The organism is Pseudoalteromonas sp. Ld20, from assembly GCF_045064175.1.
Classification (GTDB): domain Bacteria; phylum Pseudomonadota; class Gammaproteobacteria; order Enterobacterales; family Alteromonadaceae; genus Pseudoalteromonas; species Pseudoalteromonas neustonica.
This window is the reverse complement of record NZ_JBISHB010000033.1, coordinates 70,461-89,948: the sequence shown is the minus strand read 5'-3', so window position 1 is coordinate 89,948 and position 19,488 is coordinate 70,461. Positions and strand designations below refer to the sequence as shown.

The 19,488-nt window shown below is 39.0% G+C and carries 17 protein-coding genes; 6 read left to right on the top strand and 11 right to left on the bottom strand.

Annotation, left to right across the window (positions count from 1 at the left end):
• Nucleotides 1-142 precede the first annotated feature (142 nt).
• Nucleotides 143-352, bottom strand: coding sequence for a cold-shock protein (locus tag ACJJVX_RS08975; RefSeq protein ID WP_054203413.1), 210 nt, complete (start codon nucleotides 350-352; stop codon nucleotides 143-145).
• Between the two features lie 413 nt (nucleotides 353-765).
• Entirely contained in the window at nucleotides 766-1,188 is a 423-nt protein-coding gene (locus ACJJVX_RS08970) for a hypothetical protein (RefSeq protein WP_054203414.1), read from the bottom strand.
• A gap of 321 nt (nucleotides 1,189-1,509) precedes the next feature.
• On the opposite strand from ACJJVX_RS08970, the gene ACJJVX_RS08965 reads away from it, so the two are divergent.
• Nucleotides 1,510-2,139, top strand: a complete 630-nt coding sequence (locus ACJJVX_RS08965) for an SDR family oxidoreductase (protein WP_054203415.1) — start codon at nucleotides 1,510-1,512, stop codon at nucleotides 2,137-2,139.
• A 62-nt stretch (nucleotides 2,140-2,201) separates the two neighbouring features.
• On the opposite strand, the gene ACJJVX_RS08960 is transcribed toward ACJJVX_RS08965, so the two are convergent.
• From ACJJVX_RS08960 to ACJJVX_RS08950, 3 genes are read right to left on the bottom strand one after another with little or no spacing between them, the layout of a single operon-like run.
• On the bottom strand, nucleotides 2,202-3,347 hold the full coding sequence (locus tag ACJJVX_RS08960) for an ABC transporter permease (protein ID WP_405631129.1): 1,146 nt from the start codon (nucleotides 3,345-3,347) through the stop codon (nucleotides 2,202-2,204).
• Nucleotides 3,344-4,078, bottom strand: coding sequence for an ATP-binding cassette domain-containing protein (locus ACJJVX_RS08955; RefSeq protein WP_054203417.1), 735 nt, complete (start codon nucleotides 4,076-4,078; stop codon nucleotides 3,344-3,346). The genes ACJJVX_RS08960 and ACJJVX_RS08955 overlap by 4 nt, the downstream gene beginning before the upstream one ends.
• Nucleotides 4,079-4,081: 3 nt before the next feature.
• Nucleotides 4,082-5,608, bottom strand: coding sequence for an alpha/beta fold hydrolase (locus tag ACJJVX_RS08950; protein ID WP_054453803.1), 1,527 nt, complete (start codon nucleotides 5,606-5,608; stop codon nucleotides 4,082-4,084).
• A gap of 92 nt (nucleotides 5,609-5,700) precedes the next feature.
• On the opposite strand from ACJJVX_RS08950, the gene ACJJVX_RS08945 reads away from it, so the two are divergent.
• From ACJJVX_RS08945 to ACJJVX_RS08935, 3 genes are read left to right on the top strand one after another with little or no spacing between them, the layout of a single operon-like run.
• Nucleotides 5,701-6,075 (top strand): GntR family transcriptional regulator, encoded by a 375-nt coding sequence (locus ACJJVX_RS08945; protein ID WP_008167164.1) that lies wholly within the window; start codon nucleotides 5,701-5,703, stop codon nucleotides 6,073-6,075.
• 2 nt (nucleotides 6,076-6,077) lie between these two features.
• Nucleotides 6,078-6,914, top strand: a complete 837-nt coding sequence (locus tag ACJJVX_RS08940) for an ABC transporter ATP-binding protein (protein ID WP_054453801.1) — start codon at nucleotides 6,078-6,080, stop codon at nucleotides 6,912-6,914.
• Nucleotides 6,911-8,155 (top strand): hypothetical protein, encoded by a 1,245-nt coding sequence (locus ACJJVX_RS08935; protein WP_054453799.1) that lies wholly within the window; start codon nucleotides 6,911-6,913, stop codon nucleotides 8,153-8,155. Before ACJJVX_RS08940 ends, ACJJVX_RS08935 begins: the two co-directional genes overlap by 4 nt.
• A gap of 100 nt (nucleotides 8,156-8,255) precedes the next feature.
• Here ACJJVX_RS08935 and ACJJVX_RS08930 read toward each other — a convergent pair whose 3' ends face one another.
• A complete protein-coding gene (locus ACJJVX_RS08930) occupies nucleotides 8,256-10,109 on the bottom strand; it encodes a serine hydrolase (RefSeq protein ID WP_342883213.1) in 1,854 nt (617 codons plus the stop codon).
• 152 nt (nucleotides 10,110-10,261) lie between these two features.
• Between ACJJVX_RS08930 and ACJJVX_RS08925 the strand changes: the two genes are divergently transcribed.
• Both ACJJVX_RS08925 and ACJJVX_RS08920 read left to right on the top strand, forming a co-directional pair.
• Nucleotides 10,262-12,037: a histidine kinase gene (locus tag ACJJVX_RS08925; protein WP_405631125.1), complete on the top strand. Its 1,776-nt coding sequence runs from the start codon at nucleotides 10,262-10,264 to the stop codon at nucleotides 12,035-12,037.
• The gene (locus ACJJVX_RS08920) at nucleotides 12,034-12,747 is read left to right on the top strand and encodes a LytTR family DNA-binding domain-containing protein (protein WP_054203423.1); all 714 of its coding nucleotides are present in this window, start codon (nucleotides 12,034-12,036) and stop codon (nucleotides 12,745-12,747) included. The genes ACJJVX_RS08925 and ACJJVX_RS08920 overlap by 4 nt, the downstream gene beginning before the upstream one ends.
• 87 nt (nucleotides 12,748-12,834) lie before the next feature.
• Here the strand turns inward: ACJJVX_RS08920 and ACJJVX_RS08915 are convergent, their stop codons facing one another.
• The 5 genes from ACJJVX_RS08915 to betI all read right to left on the bottom strand — a co-directional run bounded on the left by ACJJVX_RS08915 (nucleotide 12,835) and on the right by betI (nucleotide 18,941).
• Nucleotides 12,835-13,542 (bottom strand): TorF family putative porin, encoded by a 708-nt coding sequence (locus ACJJVX_RS08915; RefSeq protein WP_054203424.1) that lies wholly within the window; start codon nucleotides 13,540-13,542, stop codon nucleotides 12,835-12,837.
• Nucleotides 13,543-13,584: 42 nt separating this feature from the next.
• Nucleotides 13,585-14,802 carry a choline transporter gene (locus tag ACJJVX_RS08910; RefSeq protein ID WP_054203425.1) on the bottom strand — a complete coding sequence of 406 codons (1,218 nt, stop codon included), beginning with the start codon at nucleotides 14,800-14,802 and terminating at the stop codon, nucleotides 13,585-13,587.
• A gap of 413 nt (nucleotides 14,803-15,215) precedes the next feature.
• Nucleotides 15,216-16,886: a choline dehydrogenase gene (gene betA / locus ACJJVX_RS08905; protein ID WP_054453791.1), complete on the bottom strand. Its 1,671-nt coding sequence runs from the start codon at nucleotides 16,884-16,886 to the stop codon at nucleotides 15,216-15,218.
• Nucleotides 16,886-18,349: a betaine-aldehyde dehydrogenase gene (gene betB / locus ACJJVX_RS08900; RefSeq protein WP_405631122.1), complete on the bottom strand. Its 1,464-nt coding sequence runs from the start codon at nucleotides 18,347-18,349 to the stop codon at nucleotides 16,886-16,888. The genes betA and betB overlap by 1 nt, the downstream gene beginning before the upstream one ends.
• A 1-nt stretch (nucleotide 18,350) precedes the next feature.
• Nucleotides 18,351-18,941 (bottom strand): transcriptional regulator BetI, encoded by a 591-nt coding sequence (betI, locus tag ACJJVX_RS08895; protein WP_054203427.1) that lies wholly within the window; start codon nucleotides 18,939-18,941, stop codon nucleotides 18,351-18,353.
• Nucleotides 18,942-19,488 lie beyond the last annotated feature (547 nt).

The window sequence follows — 19,488 nt, the reverse complement described above, 5'->3', positions numbered from 1 at the left end:
CAGACGATTGAGCCGGAAAAAATATTTAACTGAGGACAGCGCGTATAATTATTACTAATAACAACGTGGTACGTACAAATAAACAATTTTTTTTCAAACTTATATATTGACGGGTTAGTAATAACCCATCAATTTAAACAATTTAGATGCAAACGATATTTTCAGCTTGCGGGCCTTTTTGACCTTGAGTAACAGTAAACTGTACACGTTGGCCTTCAGCTAGAGTTTTAAAGCCATCACTTGTGATTGCGCTGAAATGAGCAAAAACATCAGGGCCTGACTCTTGTTCAATAAAACCAAAACCTTTAGCTTCGTTAAACCATTTTACTGAACCAGTAGTTGTAGTAGACATAATAGTATCCTAAGAATTAATAAAAGTGCGCCTTTAAAATAGGCAATTTAACAAGGAAGAAAACGAATATTTAACTGAGGATAACGCGAAGGATTATTACTAATAACAACGTGGTACTTACAAATAAACAGGGCTTTCTATCAACCCGATGCGAAGAAGGATAACAGTAAATCCGACCATAGAACAAGTTTTATTTAATTTTATTTATATATTAACACGAAAAAAACTATCAAACGGTCGTGTTATTGATACTTTCAAAAGCTCTTCCCCTTGTTAACATTGTCCTGCAGCAAGATCCCACTTTATTAATAATTATTAACGATGTTGACAACTTTAATAATTATTAATAAGTGCAATGTTTATTTTTAAGCTAAACGCGTCCAATTATTTCTATTTAAATAATGCGTTCACTATTATTTAGCTGAAAGTTTTTCTAATAATTCGTCAATTTCAGTTTTTAGCTCTTTATCTGCGATTTTATTCGCGCTTACTTTAGCGTTTTCAAGACTTGTAATTGCAGCCTCAATTTGGCCTAGCTCTATTTGCATAGTCGCTATTGAGTAAGCGATTGATGACATGTAATCCTTCGCGTTAATTTCTACCGCTTTTGCTAATGCCTTTTCATACAATAATACTGCATCTTCAAACTCGTCAGTAAAATCTGCTAACGTTTCCCACTGAACGGGATGGTCTTTATCGGTGCTTTCGTTTTCAATACACAATGCTTTTAGCTCAGCGTAAAGAGCATCAAACCTAGTTTGGTTTTTTCTTTGTGCTGCATCTACAAGCTCGCCAGCTAAATTTAAAACTATTTTATAAAGCTTAGTATTCATCATTGTTCATTGCCTTTTTTGTAAAAATAAAACCCATACTTAATCATATTATTGTGTACTAAAAATAGTGCCTCGAAAAATAAAAAAAAGACCGAGCAAGCATTAAATTAAGAAATAAAATGATAACACAGCAACTACGCTTATTTCATTTACTCCACTTTTTATTGCACGTTTCATGCAACTTTAAGATAAAGATGACCCTGTCTTAGTAAAAGCATGTTTAGTGCTTACTTGTTATATACCCCTTTAAAAATAAATATCTCCCCCAAGCTCTATTGTTACGCGAGTAATTTAGCGATTCATTTATAACGAAAGGAGTTAACAATGGGCAAAACATTAATCATAGGTGCAAGTGGCCAAATAGGTAAAATGACGACACAATTACTACTTAATGATCAGCAGCATGTTATCGCGCTTGTTCGCGATAAAAATAAGTTAAGCGATTTAAGTAGTAGCTACTTGGATATTATCGAGCAGGATCTTGAAAGTGACTTTAGCCAAGCGTTTGATGGCTGTGAGCAAGTAATCTTTGCCGCAGGTTCAGGTGGTAGTACGGGTGATGATAAAACGTTATTAATTGATTTATGGGCGGCAACTAAAGCCGTAAATTATGCAAAACAATATGGCATTAAGCGCTTTATCATGGTCAGTTCAATTGGTGCAGATAACCCGGATGCAATCCAAAGCGATTTAAAACCTTATTTAGTGGCAAAACACATGGCTGATAAGCATTTAATAAATAGTGGCTTAAATTATACAATCGTACGCCCAGGCTCACTCACCGACGAAGATGCTTCACTAAAAATTACCACACAACAACCCAGCGAGCGAAATGAGGCTAAAATCAGTCGAGAAAACGTTGCGAATGCGCTATTACAAATAGCCAACCATTCAACAAACGAAAATAGCATCTTTGAGTTATTCGATGGCGATAAGCCAATCACTTCACTTTAATCGCATTCCATATTAAAAGCGGCTCAACGGCCGCTTTTAATATGTTTTTAAGGTTTTTAAACTTACAAACCAAATACTACTTTTTCGCTTTTAAGCATACGGCTACTTAAATAACTAAATACGCCAAACAATATAATTGTAATCAATGTTGATAGCACTAATTGTGGCACCGGTATTGGGTTGCCTTTAATAAACTCCATGAGTGCAAATTGCTGCGCAGCAATAGGTAACCATTGCACAATATCTGTCGCAATACCGTAAGTCGTTACCATGCTTAATGCCATCGGAATAAATAACACCATCGTCACGTATGATTGCGCCTCTTTAAATGATTTTGCCGTAAACGAAACAAACACCTGTAAACTGGCTGACATAAATGCAATTGGCAAACAAACTACGGCACAAAAAAGCATAAATGACGGTGTAATGGTTACGCTAAACCCTAGCTGCTGCCACGGCACCATACCGTAAGAAAACTTCGACACCACTAGAATGATCGCTAATCCCAGCATAGAGAATGTCGCTATCGCCGCCGATTTTGCTAATACAATGTGTAAGCTACTTAATGGGTGACTTAACAATAATGATAAAGAATTACGTTCACGCTCCCCGGCACTGGTATCTATTGCTAGGTTCATTGCAGCATAAAATACAGTTAAAATCATTGATAGAGTTGCAATCCCCAAGAACATACCACCTTTAGAATCAGGTGTTGCTTGATCATTGACCTCAACCGCAAGCACTCTCATTAGTTGAGGGTCGACACCCCGTGTAATTAACCTTAAGCTAGCCACTTCAGAATTATACAAAGCAAGCGTTTTTTCCACGCGTTGAATATGTTTACGTAGCTTATCATCTGATTTATCTGCAATGAGTGTTACAGTCGCTGGGCGACCTTCGCGCATATTCTTCTGATAATCATCACTTATTTGCAATATAATTGGCTTTAATTTGCTATCCGTATTATCCGTTCCCATTGCGATATCATTGTTTTTTAAATGAGCGACTAAGTTAGGTGCTGAAAGACTATTTTCAATCGTTATTTTTAATGCATCAGGTGATGAAAGCTGTTGTAATAGCAATGTAAAAAGTATGCATATGCCAAGCGGGGCACCAATTGCATAATAAAGTCCTGCCATTACTGAACGTTTGTCACGACTGGCATCCATGACTTCTTTTTTATATAACACTTTTAATAAATTAATCATGCTGCAATTCCTTCGTCACTGCCTATCAAGTCTATGAATGCTTCTTCTAAACTGTCTTTACCTGTTCGCTCACATAACGACTCTACTGAGCCCTCTGCAACCACTTTACCATTGGCCATAATCACCACGTGGTCGCACAATGCAGCCACTTCTTGCATAACATGCGATGAAAACAGTACGCAGTGCCCTTGCGCTTTAAGTAGCAATAATAACTCTCTTAAAATACGTGTACTCATAACATCCAAACCACGTGTTGGTTCATCTAAAATAATGTTTGATGGGTTATGCACAACAGCTTGAGCCAGTGCTGTTTTCATACGCTGCCCCTGTGAAAACCCTTGGCAACGACGATCTGCAATATCATCCATGCTTAATTTTTCGAGCACTTTTGCTGTCGCTTCTTTTGCCGCAACCTCTGACATGCCGCTCAACTGCGCAAAAAAGGTTATATATTCTCTGGGCGTTAATCTCTCATACAATCCGCAAGGATCAGGAAACAATCCCAAATTTTGTTTAGCTGCCATTGGATTTTTTGCAACATCAATACCATCAATCTCAGCTGTACCTTTATCTGCTTTTAGCAAACCAAACACCGTTCTTAAACACGTTGTTTTGCCCGCACCATTGGGGCCAAGTAAACCCGTTATTTTACCATTTTGTGCGCTAAAGCTAAGATCGTTTAACGCATTAACATCACCAATTTTCTTTGTTAAGTTAGTTACTTTAATCATGGTTTACTCCTTGTCTTGTGCGTTTAAAGTTGCGGTCTGAGTATGCATTGGTGCAACACCATTGATATTCATAAAGAACTGTTTATCGTTTTTATCTTTGATACAGTCGGTATCAATATCTTGCATATTTTTTTGATCAATAAACTGGGCGATTATTTTAGGCGCACACGTTTGCGAGCCGATCCCATGAGTTGCCGTGGGTGATACCAAATGCGTTGCTTCACTCATGCTTACCATAGCAAGTTCAGCCCAACTTGGCGGTGTTGCTGGGTCGCGCTCACCAGATAACAGTAACGTAGGTGTTGAGCTGTTAAGGGGTTGATAAAATGATTTATCTACAGCTGTTACATTTAATATTGGGCACATAATATCGAGCCCCTCTATCATCAAGCTGCCCACATACGTTTTATTATATTGCTGACGGGTTTGAACATTTAATTGTGGCCAGTCTTCGCCACAAACGATGGCGTTATGCATACCCATGGCGAGCATTTCTGACATATCAGCCCCAGCCATTAAGCCCGCCAATGCTGCATAATTTCCTTGTGCAGTTTGTGTAATAACCAGTGGCACAATCGCACGACGTGAATGACTGTACAAAGCCATACGTATTGCCCCGAAAAACTTTGTTTTTGTAACAGCGAGTGTAATAGTCTCATGTGTACGCGGATGTAAAACCTGCACCTCGACTGGTTGAGCATCGAGTTTAGCCAATAAAGCTGTAAACTCAGTTTTCAAATCAGGGTATTGCTGAGCACACTGTGCGTTGGCTTCACAACGACTAAATAGGGCTGCAAGCGAGCTATCAATAGCCTCACCAATGGCAGCTAAACTTTGTTGCATAGGTACAACACCATCAAGCGTGCTGGTGATCACTGAACTTGGAAATTGACGCGTATATTCCTGCGCTATTCGCGTGCCGTAGGACACCCCATATAGATGAAACCCTTTGTAGCCAAGCGCTTTTCGTACCGCTTCAAAATCTTTAGCGGCAACGGGTGTAGTGAAATGACTTAAATCAATATTGAGCTTATCTTTACACTTTTGCGTGTCTTGCGCGCCCAGAGCAGGTAAATCAGCAAAAGCTTCATTAAATGCAAACTGCGTTTGCAAGTCATCACTGTCACACTGCAACTTATTTGAATAACCCGTGCCACGCTGATCAATCAATACAATATCGCGTGTTTCACGGGCAAATTGTAAGTTTCTATTAAAGATAGCTGCGAGATCAATTGCGCCTTGCCCTGGACCTCCGGCAAAACCAAGAATGGCTTCGTCAGGGTAACTTGGTTTAATAGCTGGAATTACAGCAAAGTGGATATCAATATTACCATCCGCCGGATTTTGCGATAAAGACTGGCTAATACTGCCACACATCAACCTATCAGCAAGCCCTTCCATGTAGCAAGGTGTGAGTAATGGTTGGTTTTTTTTATTATTATCAGCTAATACAGCTGTTGAGCCGGCCAATAATATTGGTAATATTGTAAGCTTTATCAGGCTTTTACGTAAATTAAACATGATTTTCATTAATCTTTCCCTTGTTGCATTTTACACTCAATATGATAACTTAACCTTAGTGTATCGGTGTATTAATGTATTAATACAGTAGAGAAAGAGTAATGCTAGAATTTATTAATGTCAACCCTAATAATGGCGATCCAATCTATAAACAATTGCATGAGCAAATTGTGCGCTTGATTGTGGGCGGGCAATTATTAACCGGTGAAGAGCTGCCATCAGTGCGTAAAATAGCAGATCACTTTGCTGTAAACCCGATGACGGTATCACGTGCAATCGGTCAATTGGTCGATCAAGGCTGGTTAGAGCGTCGTCGCGGTCAAGCCACCCGTGTGGCACAAAAAACATCGCAACAACCTGATCAACAAGACACCTTGCTTTTTAAGGCTATCGATCAACTCGTTCAACAAACAAAACAGCTTGATGTATCGCAAGAAGCGCTCGTCGAGCTTATAAAAAAACGATGGAAATTATAAACATGGAACAGCCCCTTCTTAGCTACAATAATATTTATAAAAGCTATGACCAACGCAGTGTATTAAACAATGTTTCGCTTGTTCTAGAGCCTGGTATGGTCATTGGTTTACTGGGTAAAAATGGTGCAGGTAAAACGACATTATTACGCAGTGCGCTTGGGTTGATAGCACCTGATCAAGGTGAGATACGTGTTTTTGGTGAACCCAGTGATAAGCTCAGCGCACAAAGTAAAGCCCAAATAGGTTATGTGCCACAACAAACATTTGGTTATGAAGGCTTTAAGGTCGCTGATGCTTTGGCACTACACCGCAGCTTTTACCCTACATGGGATCTGCAATTAGAAGCTAAATGGCTCAAACGGTTTGAGCTGGCGACTGATGCTGCAATTAACGACTTATCTATCGGCCAACGTCAAACTTTAGCGCTGATCATGGCTATGGCTTATCATCCCAAATTACTTATTTTAGATGAACCAGTAGCCAGTTTGGATCCAATAGCACGACGCGAGTTTATGGGCGACTTGTTCGACTTAGCATTAGACTCAGGCTCTGGTATTTTATTTTCCTCACATATCACATCCGATATAGAACGTGTAGCCAGTCATATAGCCCTAATAAAAGACGCCGAGCTTATCTTGATTGACGAATTAGATGTCGTACGCGATACCATTAGAAGAGTCAATTTTACAGAGCAAAACATCGATCTAAGTGCCTACCGCGTGCTTAATTTGCAAGCAAACTCAGCCATTATTTATGGCTACCAAGGAGAGCCTATTCCGGGCGCACTTGCCATCAACCATTTATCATTAGAGCAACTATTTGTGGAGCTGCATGGATGATGAATGCAGTAAAACGACCTTGGTATCAGGGTAGCCTCAATTTTTGGTTTAAAGATTTGGGCTGTGCCAGCTACTTAATTCAGGCTATTTTAGCCACAGCCGCATGTATCATTTTCATTCGTGTGGAATCGTTATCAACTATGATGATGATACTTGCTGTTGTGTGTACTTATTGTGCGCTTGCATGGCAAAGTATCCGAATGCAAGCAACTGAATGGCAATGCTTAGTCGCTGATTACTGCAAACATGTAATGTTTCAAGGTAAAGTCTTTATTGCCTTAATAAACCTCATTCTGCTGTGTAGTATTGCCCTATCGCCTAGCTTAAATAACATCAACATGCTGTTACTAGCAAACATCTTGGGCTTAAGTATTTGGTTTATTTGCCGCGTTACAAGCCACTTATTTACAACATGTTGTTATTTGGCATTCACATTCGCAATTATTATACCCACCTTTTTTGAACACTTACCTTTGTGGTTAATACCATGCTCTTTGCTGGTTTTAAGTCTAATTTTACTATGTAAGAACAAATTAGGTATGCCCTATATATGGCAAGCCGATGCACTTATAAATTACCGCCAAGGACTACAGTCAGGTTGGTCGCCCGTACCAAGTGGACTTTTATCAAATTACGGCACAGCCATAAATAAACAACTATTCCCATTGAGTTATTTTGTTGGCTCAAGTTTATCGCAATACATTATTTTATTAGTGCTCTTTTCTATCATTGCAATAGTGATAAACTTTTTTTATAACATTGCAGAGCATGTATTATTCGCTTTAACATTAATGCTGTTAGCTGCAGTTACGTTATGCCAATGGGCAAAAGCACAACGTTCACAATCGTGGGAATTACTCACCACTTTACCTATTTATAATGGGAGTCACGCAGTTAAAGTTGCCCTTAGTAACAGTGCACTTAAATTTTCATTGTTAATTGGCGTTCTGTGCTTCGTTAGTGCATCTATATTGCTACTGACCCATCAACAATGGCAACTTCTAAATGTTGCAAGTTATGCGATAGCCTGTATAGCAGCTACACTGACAAGCTTTGTTCTTGGTAATGTATTTAAAAATATAAACGTACTGAGTGTTTTATTATGTTTATCGTGTGGCGTGAGTATGGGAACTGTCAATGTAATGATTGAACATGGCGATAGCATATTGAAGCTTTTACTTATTTCACTTTATGCCAGTGTTTTGGCTGTTTTGAACCGCTTTACAATAAAATACTTATAAACTACTTCAAAAACCCTGTGCCTTTAGCGATGCTTAGTTTAGCGGGTGTTTATCAAAAAGATTTAACACCCGCTATTCCACACTCTAAATCTATAACTACTTATTGCTTTTTAAGGGTATGTATCATCTTTTGTGCATTTGAATTTTGTGGGTTCAATTGCAAAGATTGCTCATAGTTTGCTATCGCATTAACAGTATCTCCAAAGAGCATGTACGCTTCTGCTAAACTATCAAATGCATTTGCATCATCAGGATATAGATGGCTATAAACCCTAAAAAGCGTTATAGCTACTTGGTAGTCCTTGTTACCTAACGCATTATATCCGGCATTATTAATTGCATTAGCTGAAAGAAATTTTGAATCAGGATAGTTTTTTCCCCATGCTTTATATGCCTTTAATGTGCTTATAAAATCAGCGTGTTTTGCTACTTCAAAAGGAAGTTGTTCATCTTTTTCAAGTTTGCGCATCGCACGCTCAGTTAAACCACTCCCGACATTATTTAGTACTAAAAAATATTTATTAGATAAAGGGTTCATTACAACACTTATCTGATTAGGGTTATTATCTACAGCAAACATCCCACCTCCTTGATAATGCATTTTAACGCCTTTTTTGTTTTGAAGGGGATCTTCATATATCAAGTCGTTACCGGATTTTGATAATGTAATCGTCACTATTTGATCAAACTGAGATAAATACCTGCCGAGCATTTTCTCTATTTGATGCTTGGGGGGTTTTGCTGTTGCTGAAATTACACGTGCCCATTTCATTTTTTTTATCGTACTGTCAATAAACGCATCTATTGCAGGGTTTCTGTGCTCTGTTGTCGCATTCATAAAAACCATAATGCCTTTACCACCTTGCATTGTTGACATAATATGCCCGCCAGTACCAGTGTTTGAGCCTCCATGCGAGAACCACTCTAAATTACCTTTGGCCTCAAATCTCATCCAACCCGGTGACCACCCACCTATTTTTTTAAGCGTGTGAATATCTGTAGTGGTACGTGCTACGAATGTTGAAATAACCGACGTTACTTTACCTGCTAACGCCTTTTGATATTCAATTGTGAATTTGGCCATGTCTTGTGGCGTACTCCATAGCCCAGATGGTGCTATTTGCGGACAAATTGGTATGCCATCTCTTATAACCTGCTGCTGACGATCATGAACCTTCGCAACATTAGTTAAAAATTGTTTATCTCCATTTTGATACATCGTTGTATTTTTCATACCTAATGGATCAAATAGCATCTTTTGAGCTAATGCTTGCAATGGTTTACCGGTTATATCTTCAATCGCAACTTGTACTATTACATACCCTCCGCCACTGTATTGCCAATCAGTGTCAGGGGCAAATAGCATCGAAATCGGACGTTTATATCGTGGTAGCTTTTTACCCTCAAGCACATCTATAAGGGTTGGAATATCATCCCCTAAATGAAAGTCAGCATACCCGCCTTGGCTCATCCCTGCGGTATGCGACAACAACTGCCGAATAGAAAGGTTTTTTGATGACTCAAACACTGATGAAGGCAACGCCCAACGTTTTAAATAGTTACTCACAGGTGTATCTAAATCTAATTTACCTTGCTCTGCGAGCATTGCTGCAATTGTTGCAGTGACAGGTTTTGCAATAGATGCCGTTGAGAAAGCAGTAAATTGATCAATTTTCTGCTTACTTTTAGTATCTTTAACGCCTGCAAAATTAGTATAAATCACTTTATAATCATCAATAACAGCAAAACTTAGCCCAGGTATTTTGTAGTTATCAATAAACTGCTGATAACTATATTCTTCACCTACCGGTGACCTAAAAGTAGTTAATTGATGTGTATTACCAGTTATAGATAGTTGCGTTTTTTGAGTGTTAGCGACACACACACTAGCCACAATTAAACTTAGCGCTGCGCAACATTTACTCAAAGTCATGATAGTTTTTTTAATAGCCATAGGAGCATCTCGTTCTGTAAATTAAACCTCAGTGTGGCGCATTAGCCGCCTTAAATAAGCAACTTATGCATGAACGGCTCGTATAATTCCTCAACACCTCGAATGTTTTCCTTTTTTATTGCTAAGATGGGGAATATAAAAGAGGGAACACAATGCTTAAGTATCAGCTCATATTCGTTTTATTTTTTACAAGCTTCGCTACCTATGCGCAAGAGCCTGATGCTACCTTTGCCGAGCACTATTATTTAATTGATGATGACGATATTGCTTATTCATTACCTATCGTAAACCGCTCTGTGTGGCAAAAAAATACATTTCACGGTATTAAAAATTCAAAAAATATTCGATGGGTGCAAATGGACTTTAATTTTGAAAAAAAGCCTTCGTCTTCGCTAGGTTTGTTTATTAGTATTTTGGGATCGTTTGAGGCTTATTGGGATGGTGTTTTAATAGGTAAAAATGGCCTTGTAGGTGATTCTCAACACACTGAAGTTGCGGGCCTGATCGATAAAATAATGCTGTTGCCTAATACTGCAACTGATAAAGGCACACATACTTTAAGTTTACGTATTTCTAATCAGCGCGTTTCTTCTGAGGTAGATTATGTATCGTTTACAAGTGCGATAACAGAATATGACTATTTAATACAGCTGCCTTATAAAAAAGCCAGTTTACCGTTGATAATGACCAGCGCCTTACTCTTAATTGCTTTGTACTCATTGATTGTATTTATTACTAGTTACCGCCAACCCAGCTACTTAATATTTAGCATATTATGCTTAAGTATTTTGGTTCTTATTTTTGTAGAATCATGGCGTGGTCTTATGCCTTACCCTTACGATTGGCAAATCCCTCGCTTACAAATAGTTTTAGCATTATCGTGCTTAATTTCACTGCTTTTCACCTGTTTTTTTGCATGGTTTTTTAAATTATCAAAAACAAATCGTACAACATGGCTAGCACTTGTTATTTGCTTGCAAACTGTGTTGTTAATCACGATTGATGGTTATGATAATAGAAGCTTATATGTATTTTTAGTGGGCGTTTTTAGTGCTGTGTGCATTTGTATCAAAGCTATCATTACGCAACAAGCCAATGCAAAATTAATGGTTTTGGGTTTAGCTCTATTCATTGCACCTATTTTTATAAATAGTTATTCATACATGGATCAGTACTTTTTTCTCTCTTTTGCTGGGTTAATCTTTTTAATGCTCTATACCCTTGCACAAACCATGAGTGCTAATACCAAACAACTTGAACAAAGTAAAATTAATGCAAGTCGCCTTGAGCTTGAATTAGTCAAACGTAATCTACAACCTCACTTTATCTTAAACACATTAACAGCTGTTGAAGAGTGGATTGAAGACTCACCTGCAACAGCGGTAAAATTTATCCACGCCTTAGCGGATGAGTTTAGATTTATGGCGCAACTGTCTGCAAAAAAAATAATCAATCTCCAAGATGAAATCGACTTATGCCGTTCCCATTTAAAAGTTATGACATATCGCTCAAATATAAATTACTCCCTAAGAGTGGATATATCTCACCCGAATAACTGCATTCCACCGGGTATTATTTTAACATTAATAGAAAACGCAATTTCGCATAACCATTATCAACAAGGCCATATTACCTTCTTTTTTGAGCAAAAAATAATGAATAACACGCAGTATTTAACGTTTATCGTCCCTATAAATGCGATTACTCATAATTCAAACAAAAATGCTACACAAGAACGTACACAGAATAAAATAGGCGCTGGTATTGGTAATAAATACATAGCAGCAAGGTTAAATGAAAGCTTTTCTAATCAATGGTCTTTATTGCAGGATATTGAAAAACAACAATGGGTTACAAAGATTTCAACGCCGTTAATAGATTATGACGATCACCGTGCTAATAATAGCAACCTCAAGGATCCCCTATGAAAAAAGTATTAATGGTTGAAGATGAATTTATGGTAGCAAAAAGATTAAAGCGCTTTATTGAGAACGCCTTTGATGAACAAAAAATCGAATTGCATATTTGTACTAATCTTGACGACGCCTACGATTACTTAGCCGATCACCCTATTGATGTTTTGTTTTTAGATTTAAACCTGCAAGGTAAAGATGGTTTTGAGTTATTAAAGCACACCCTCTGTGAGAGCTTCCACACAATTATTGTTTCTGCTAATAGCGATCGAGCGATTGACGCGTTTGATATTGGCGTACTCGATTTTGTAGCGAAGCCATTTACTCAAGAGCGTATTAAAAAGGCAATAAACCGGTTACAACAGCAGCATAATGGGGCTAGCAAATACTTAACCTATAAATATTTAGGAAAAATCGAATTACTTCCAATAGAAGATATTCTCTATATCAAAGCTGACGGCCATTACAGTGTGATTGTAACTAAAGCCCAGCAAAACAGAGGCACTAAACAAATTTTACACGATAAGAATTTAGATAAATTACTCACGTTATTGAGCCCAGACTTTATCCGGATACACCGCTCGTATGTATTGCCAATATCTAACATTAAGGCATTACTCAGTGAAGAAGGCAGCAAATATAACGTGCAACTTCATACCGGTGAACAGCTCCCTATAGGCCGTACCAGACTTAGTACCTTAAAGGCTAAAATAAATGGTGAATAACAAAACAGAAACCAAGCTTACAAGAAAGCACATAAAACTGCTCTAAAAGCAGTTTAATGCGCTTTCTTATGATTCTAAAATACTGTTTTATAGCGAGAAAGTACGGCCTATAGACAATACAATACGCTCATCAGCAGTATCGATATCTAAGCTGGTGTTTTCAGCAGCTACTTCAATATCAAAACCTTCAAAGCTGGTTTGATAAGCAAGACGATAATGGTTGTAAGATTTACCATCCGTATCCCAAGCAAACTTATCACCATCGAGTGAGTTTGAAATATCAAAGCTCGCACGTAATGCATGATTAGGCGCAAGTTCAATCGTATGCGCAACCATAGATATTACATGTCCAGCACCTGTGCCAAAGTAATCCCAGCTATACCAAAAATTAAGCTCTGTTTGGCCTAAGTCGCTTGCATAACCAAATTTAGTGTAGGCTTCAAAGTAATTACCTTCGCTTGAGCTACTTTGTCCGTGGTAGCTATAATAGGCTATACCGTAGTCAACGCTCAGCGCATCATTTAACTGCGCATATCGGCCAAAGTACGCATCCCATTCAATGTTTGTATCGTCACCAAAATCAACATTTGATGCCCAAGTACCCGCATACATGCCCGTATCACCAAATGAATAATCAAGGCTACCTTGAAGTGCAGGATCATTTTTCGTTTGGCTTACGCCGTTAAACGTATAATCAGATGCACCTGTTACAGTCGCTGACCAATCAGCTAATACTGATGTTGAAAAAAGGGCAAATGGTAGTGCCACTGCTAGTACTATTTTTTGTGTTGTCATGTTAATTCCTTCGCATATTTTTAAACGGCTGCTTAGTTAATATTAGTCAGCGGTTTCAATTTTTGTATAATCAATTTTGTTGTCTTTCGGCGAGCTGTCTATATTACTCACAGTCTTAACTTTGCTGTACGCAATAAACGCAGCACAACCAAAGAACAAACCAATCACTAATGCGCCAACCCACTGAATTTGTAAAAAGTTTAGCTTGAATAACAGGGTTAACAACGATAAAGCCACAACGTTGAATGCTATATATTTAAATTTACCTAAACGTTTCACGGTCAAGTTCATATTGTCTGTGTATAAACGTATTAATGAATCAAGCGAATTGATCACAAACACAACACCTACAAACGCCATAGCAAAGTTTTTCAATCCTGCTGTTGGAATGCCTGCTTCGTGGTACTGATACAGAACACTAAACCACACCGCAATCGGAATTGAAGGGAAAATAAGCATAGCGCCGAGTACTTGGTACGTTTTTAATCCACCGACAAAGCGCGAAGTAAATTGACCAATCATAATGCTCCATGCAAACCACCAAAATAAGTAAAACTCATGGTAATCGTTCAGTGGTAATACAAACTCGTGAATATTGCTAAAGTAGCTACCAATTAATACAAGGTTATCTGTAAACGCAGCTGTTTGAACATCACTGCCCATAAACGCGCCAACCCACATAAAGGCAATTAAGGCGATAAATAACCAAGACGTTGCAATACTTAAAAAACGTACATACTTAATATCGGTGCTTGAATACACCGCAAAGCAAATAGCGGCAAATACAATTAAGTAGAAGGTTGGAATAATGGATTCGCCATCCCCCAGCGCAGGTAAATACCATGGTAGGTTAGAGAGCAATAAAAAGGCTGTAAACGCACAAGTACCAATAATGACAACATTATTGATTAATTTCACCCAAGGAATTTCGAAAAATTTAACCTTAGGTTCTATTACACAGAAATAAAAGCACGTAAGAAAGTAAAATCCCCAGATCAGAAAGCCCCAATAACCAAACTCAATGGCCAATGGATTGGCAAACGCATACTCTGGGCTTGCTTTTATGTCTGCATAACCTGCAAACTCAGTAAGTGGAAACATAATCAAGCCAACGTCTAAGCCTGATGTAAATAAAATGGCGATAAAGGTAAAGGTTCTTACGGGGGTAACCCCAACACACTGTACATTTCCCCATTTAACTAAAATTGCAACAATTGCTAATAGAGTGAAAATAATGCCAGCACTAAGCCATAAGGTCATAATTTCCTCCCCAAAATAAATGATAATACGTCATTCTTACTCCGTGTTTTTAGCCTCGCATTAACGCACCACAAACAACTTATGGTGCGCGCCACTGCAAGCCCCAAAGTGCAACATGCACTCAAGGTGACATTGATACCCAAACCACCTCAAGCAGCGAGCATCGTTGGAGTTAAAAGCGATTTAGGCAAGGCATTGATTGCAAGTAATAGTGGTTCTATTATTAAAATCAATCCCTTATAAAAGTAACCCAGTATAAATCGCTTTTAAACCAACCCGTAGGGCGTTTCACAGGCACTTACTTTCATCGTTGTTACTTCTTAAAAGGGACTGCCATTGTTGCAAAGTAACGCCTTGATATTAAGCCCCTGTGAAACGCTGAATTCAGCTTCTTGAGGTAGTTTGGGTATTTATTAAATCTCCGAGCTACGCTGCACAGTTTGCCATTGTGATTCAATAACAACTTTTGCATGCGATTTACTAAGGGGTGGCTTACCTAAAATTAGGTCTGCCGCTTTTTCTGCCACCATAATAGTTGGCGCATTTAAATTACCATTTGGGACGGTTGGGAAGATTGACGAATCCACCACTCGTAACCCTTTGATACCGTGTACTTGGGTATTTGAGTTAACAACTGCCAGCTCATCTTCGCCCATTTTGCATGAACATGAAGGATGATAAGCACTCTCAACAGCTTGACGCACAAACGCATCTATTTGCTCATCTGTTTGAATATCTTTACCGGGTTGAATTTCATCATCTCGGTAGTCATCAAATGCATTTTGTTCGATGATTTCTCGCGTTAGGCGAACACACGCTCTAAACCCTTCAATATCATCTTGGTGCTGTAGATAGTTAAATTGAATTTTTGGTGCGACAGTGGGATCGGCTGACTTAATCGTCACTTCACCACGGCTTTTAGGCTTGTTATGACCTACGTGTACTTGAAAACCATGCCCAGCAAATGCACTTTGCCCATCGTAGCGAATTGCAGCAGGTAAAAAGTGATACTGAATATCAGGCCATTCAACACCCGCTTTTGAGCGAATAAATGCACATGATTCAAAATGATTAGTCGCGCCAAGACCACTGCGATTTAATAACCAACGCGCACCAATCAAGCCTTTTGAAATTAAACCTAACTTGCCATTTAAAGTGATTGGCTGTTTACACTTATATTGAAAATAAAACTCTAAATGATCTTGTAGGTTTTGACCCACGCCCGGCAAGTGATGCTTAACCTCAACACCCGCGGCTTTAAGTGTTTCACTATCACCAATACCTGAAAGCTGTAATATATGGGGTGACCCTATTGGCCCCGCACTTAAGATGACCTCTTTACTCGCTTTGGCTTTAACTTTATGACCATTAACACTGTATTGAACGCCTGTGGCTTTTTTACCATCAAGCAATACTTTTTCCGCTAATGCACCCGTTATCACCACTAAGTTTTTACGTGATTTAACCGGATCTAAATACTCTCGACTTGCAGAGCTGCGCACGCCATCTTTTACCGTCATGTGCATAGGGCCAAAACCCTCTTGCTGTGAGGCGTTATAATCGTCCGTTTTGGCGTAACCAGCTTGCTGGCCTGCTTTTATAAACGCTTTATAAAGCGGGTTAGCCATTTCGTTACCGTTATTAACACCCAGCGGGCCGTTATCACCACGGTAACCATTTTTTCCTAAATAAAAGGACTCTGCTTTTTGAAAATACGGTAAACACGACTGATAATCCCAGCCTTGCGCGCCATGTTGCTGCCATTCGTCAAAGTCTTTAGCGTGACCACGTACATACACCATGCCATTTATAGACGACGAGCCGCCTAATACTTTACCGCGAGGGCAATGCATTGTGCGGTTATCTAAAAATGGTTCTGCGTCGGTATGAAACTGCCACGCGTATTTATCTGAGTTCATAGGGATAGAAAGTGCTGTAGGCATTTTAATAAAAATACTCTTATCGCTGCCGCCAGTTTCAAGCAGTAAAACGCGTTTAGATTTATCTTCAGATAAACGATTAGCCAGCACACAGCCTGCAGAACCTGCACCCACTATGATGTAATCATATGTTTGTGCAGTCATTAAAACGGGCTCTCTATATCAGTCATACCTACGTAAATAGATTTAGTTTGCGTATAGTGATCAAGTGTTTCAATACCATTCTCGCGGCCAATACCTGATTGCTTATAGCCACCAACAGGCATTTCTGCCGGTGAGTTACCGTAGCTGTTAATCCAACAAATACCCGCTTGCATTTGATGAATAACACGGTGTGCGCGTTTAATATCTTTGGTAAACACGCCAGCTGCTAAGCCTAAGTGCGTGTCGTTAGCGCGGCGAATAACGTCGTCTTCATCTTCAAAGACAAGCACGCTCATTACGGGGCCAAAAATTTCTTCTTTAACAATTGTCATATCGTCGGTGCAATCGGTAAAGACTGTCGGCGCAACAAAGTAACCATTTGGCGCAGACTCAGGCCTAAGTGCCTTGCCGCCAGTTAATAGCGTTGCACCTTCATTGATGCCTTTCTCAATATAACCCATCACTAAGTTGTGATGATTTTTTGAAATAAGCGCACCAAAATTAACGCTAGGATCGAGTGGATCACCGGCAACAATGTTTTGCTCAGTACGGGTTTTTAGCTCATCAATAAATTGTTGATAAACACTCTTGTGCACATAAATACGCGTACAGTTAGTACAAATTTCACCTTGCGTATAAAAATTGCCTAGCATAGCAGCGCTCACTGCTTGTGATATATCAGCATCTTCAAATACTAATAATGGCGACTTACCACCAAGCTCCATGGTTACATCTTTAAGTGTACCTGCTGCACTAGCTACAACCTTTTTACCTGTGCCCACTTCGCCAGTAAACGAGACTTTTTCAATATCAGGGCTGTGCGTTAACCATTGACCAACTTCTGCTGCACCTTGCACAACATTAAATACGCCTGCGGGTACGCCTGCTTCTGTAAATATTTCAGCCAATTTAATCGCGCCAAGTGGTGTTTCTTCAGATGGCTTAAAAATAAGTGCGTTACCAGCAGCAAGTGCCGGCCCTGACTTCCAACATGCAATTTGAAGCGGGTAATTCCACGCACCAATACCTGCGCAAATACCTAATGGCTCTTTACGGGTGTAAAAAAAGTCCTCGCCCACCATTTGTTGCTGACCGACTTGTGCGGGTGCTAGCCCTGCAAAATATTCAATGACATCGGCACCTGTTTGCACATCAACACATTCAGCCTCTTGCCAAGGTTTACCCGTATCCAGCACTTCAATTTTTGCAAGTAAATCATTGCGCTCACGTAGTAAAGCAACTGCTTTTAATAAAATGCGACTACGTTCAATGGGTGCCATGGCTGACCAAACAGCAAACCCTTGCTTAGCGCTTTCAATCGCGGCGTTTTGTACAAAACTATCAGCGACTTCTACATGATAAATTACTTCATCAGTTGCAGGGTTTTTAACCGCGAATGTTTCACCGCTTTGGTTTTTTAAGAAATCACCGTTAATAAAATTTTGGTAAACTGGCGTTGTCACATTAAGCTCCATACTGCTTGATTAGTGAACGTACAAAGTTTTTAGCTAAGTGCTCACAATGTTCAAATTGATCTTGATCAGACTTACTTAGTACAGCTCGTAACCATAAGCCATCAATCATGGCAGCACTTAGTTCAGCTGCTAATTTGGCGTCGTCAATACTCATTAACTGTTTAAATGAGCTGGTTAAATTACTAAAAAGTCGTCGGCTATTTACATTCTGTAAACGATGTAATTCAACATCGTGCATTGATTGCGCCCAAAAACTTAACCACGTTTTGGTGGTGTCGCTTTGCTGCTGTAAGCGCGCAAAGTTGGCTTCGATGATAAGCATCAGCCTTTGTTCGGGCGTCGTTGTAGATGTTAACCGTTCAATTAATACCTGCTTTAAGTTAGTTAACAAGTAGCGCACAGTTGCTTCAATCAGGCCCTGTTTACCACCAAAGTAATGGCTAATAATACCCGACGACAAACCGGCTTTTTGGCTTATGCTATTAATCGTCGTTGCTTGTAATCCACGCTCAGCAACAGACTCTATTGTGGCGTCTATTAACTGTTGACGACGAACAGGTTCCATTCCAACTTTAGGCATATTTTTTATTAATTGAACGTTCAATAAAAATAAAGGTTAAAGTAATAGAACTGATAATTCAAGGTTGACAAGCTGTGAATGAACAAAGGGTGGTATAGGAAAGTTAAGCTAAGTCACTGTATTAGCATTTATAAATCGACTTAGAAAAAAGGTTTAAAAAAGTCAAAAATAATTGCTATTTTTATTAATATGTCGCGAAATGCAGCAATAATGCTCATAGTGCAAGTAACCCGAGTTCTGGTTAAATAAATTCACACCAGGAGTTTGATAACGTCTGCTTGTGATAAATTTATAATGATTTTCATCGTATTGCTATTGTAGTGGTGAATTGTAGTGGTGAATTGTAGTGGTGAATTGTAGTGGTGAATTGTAGTGGTGAATTGTAGTGGAGATAGAGTGTACGAAAAGATCACTCGCGTTGTGCTTTAAATGAATTTTCCTTGAGTTTATTTAATATCATTTCCATTGTAGGTATTTGTTAGGTTCTAACATCTGTGGTTCGCGGACACTTTCACATATCGCCAGCATAAACAGAGCAATATGATGT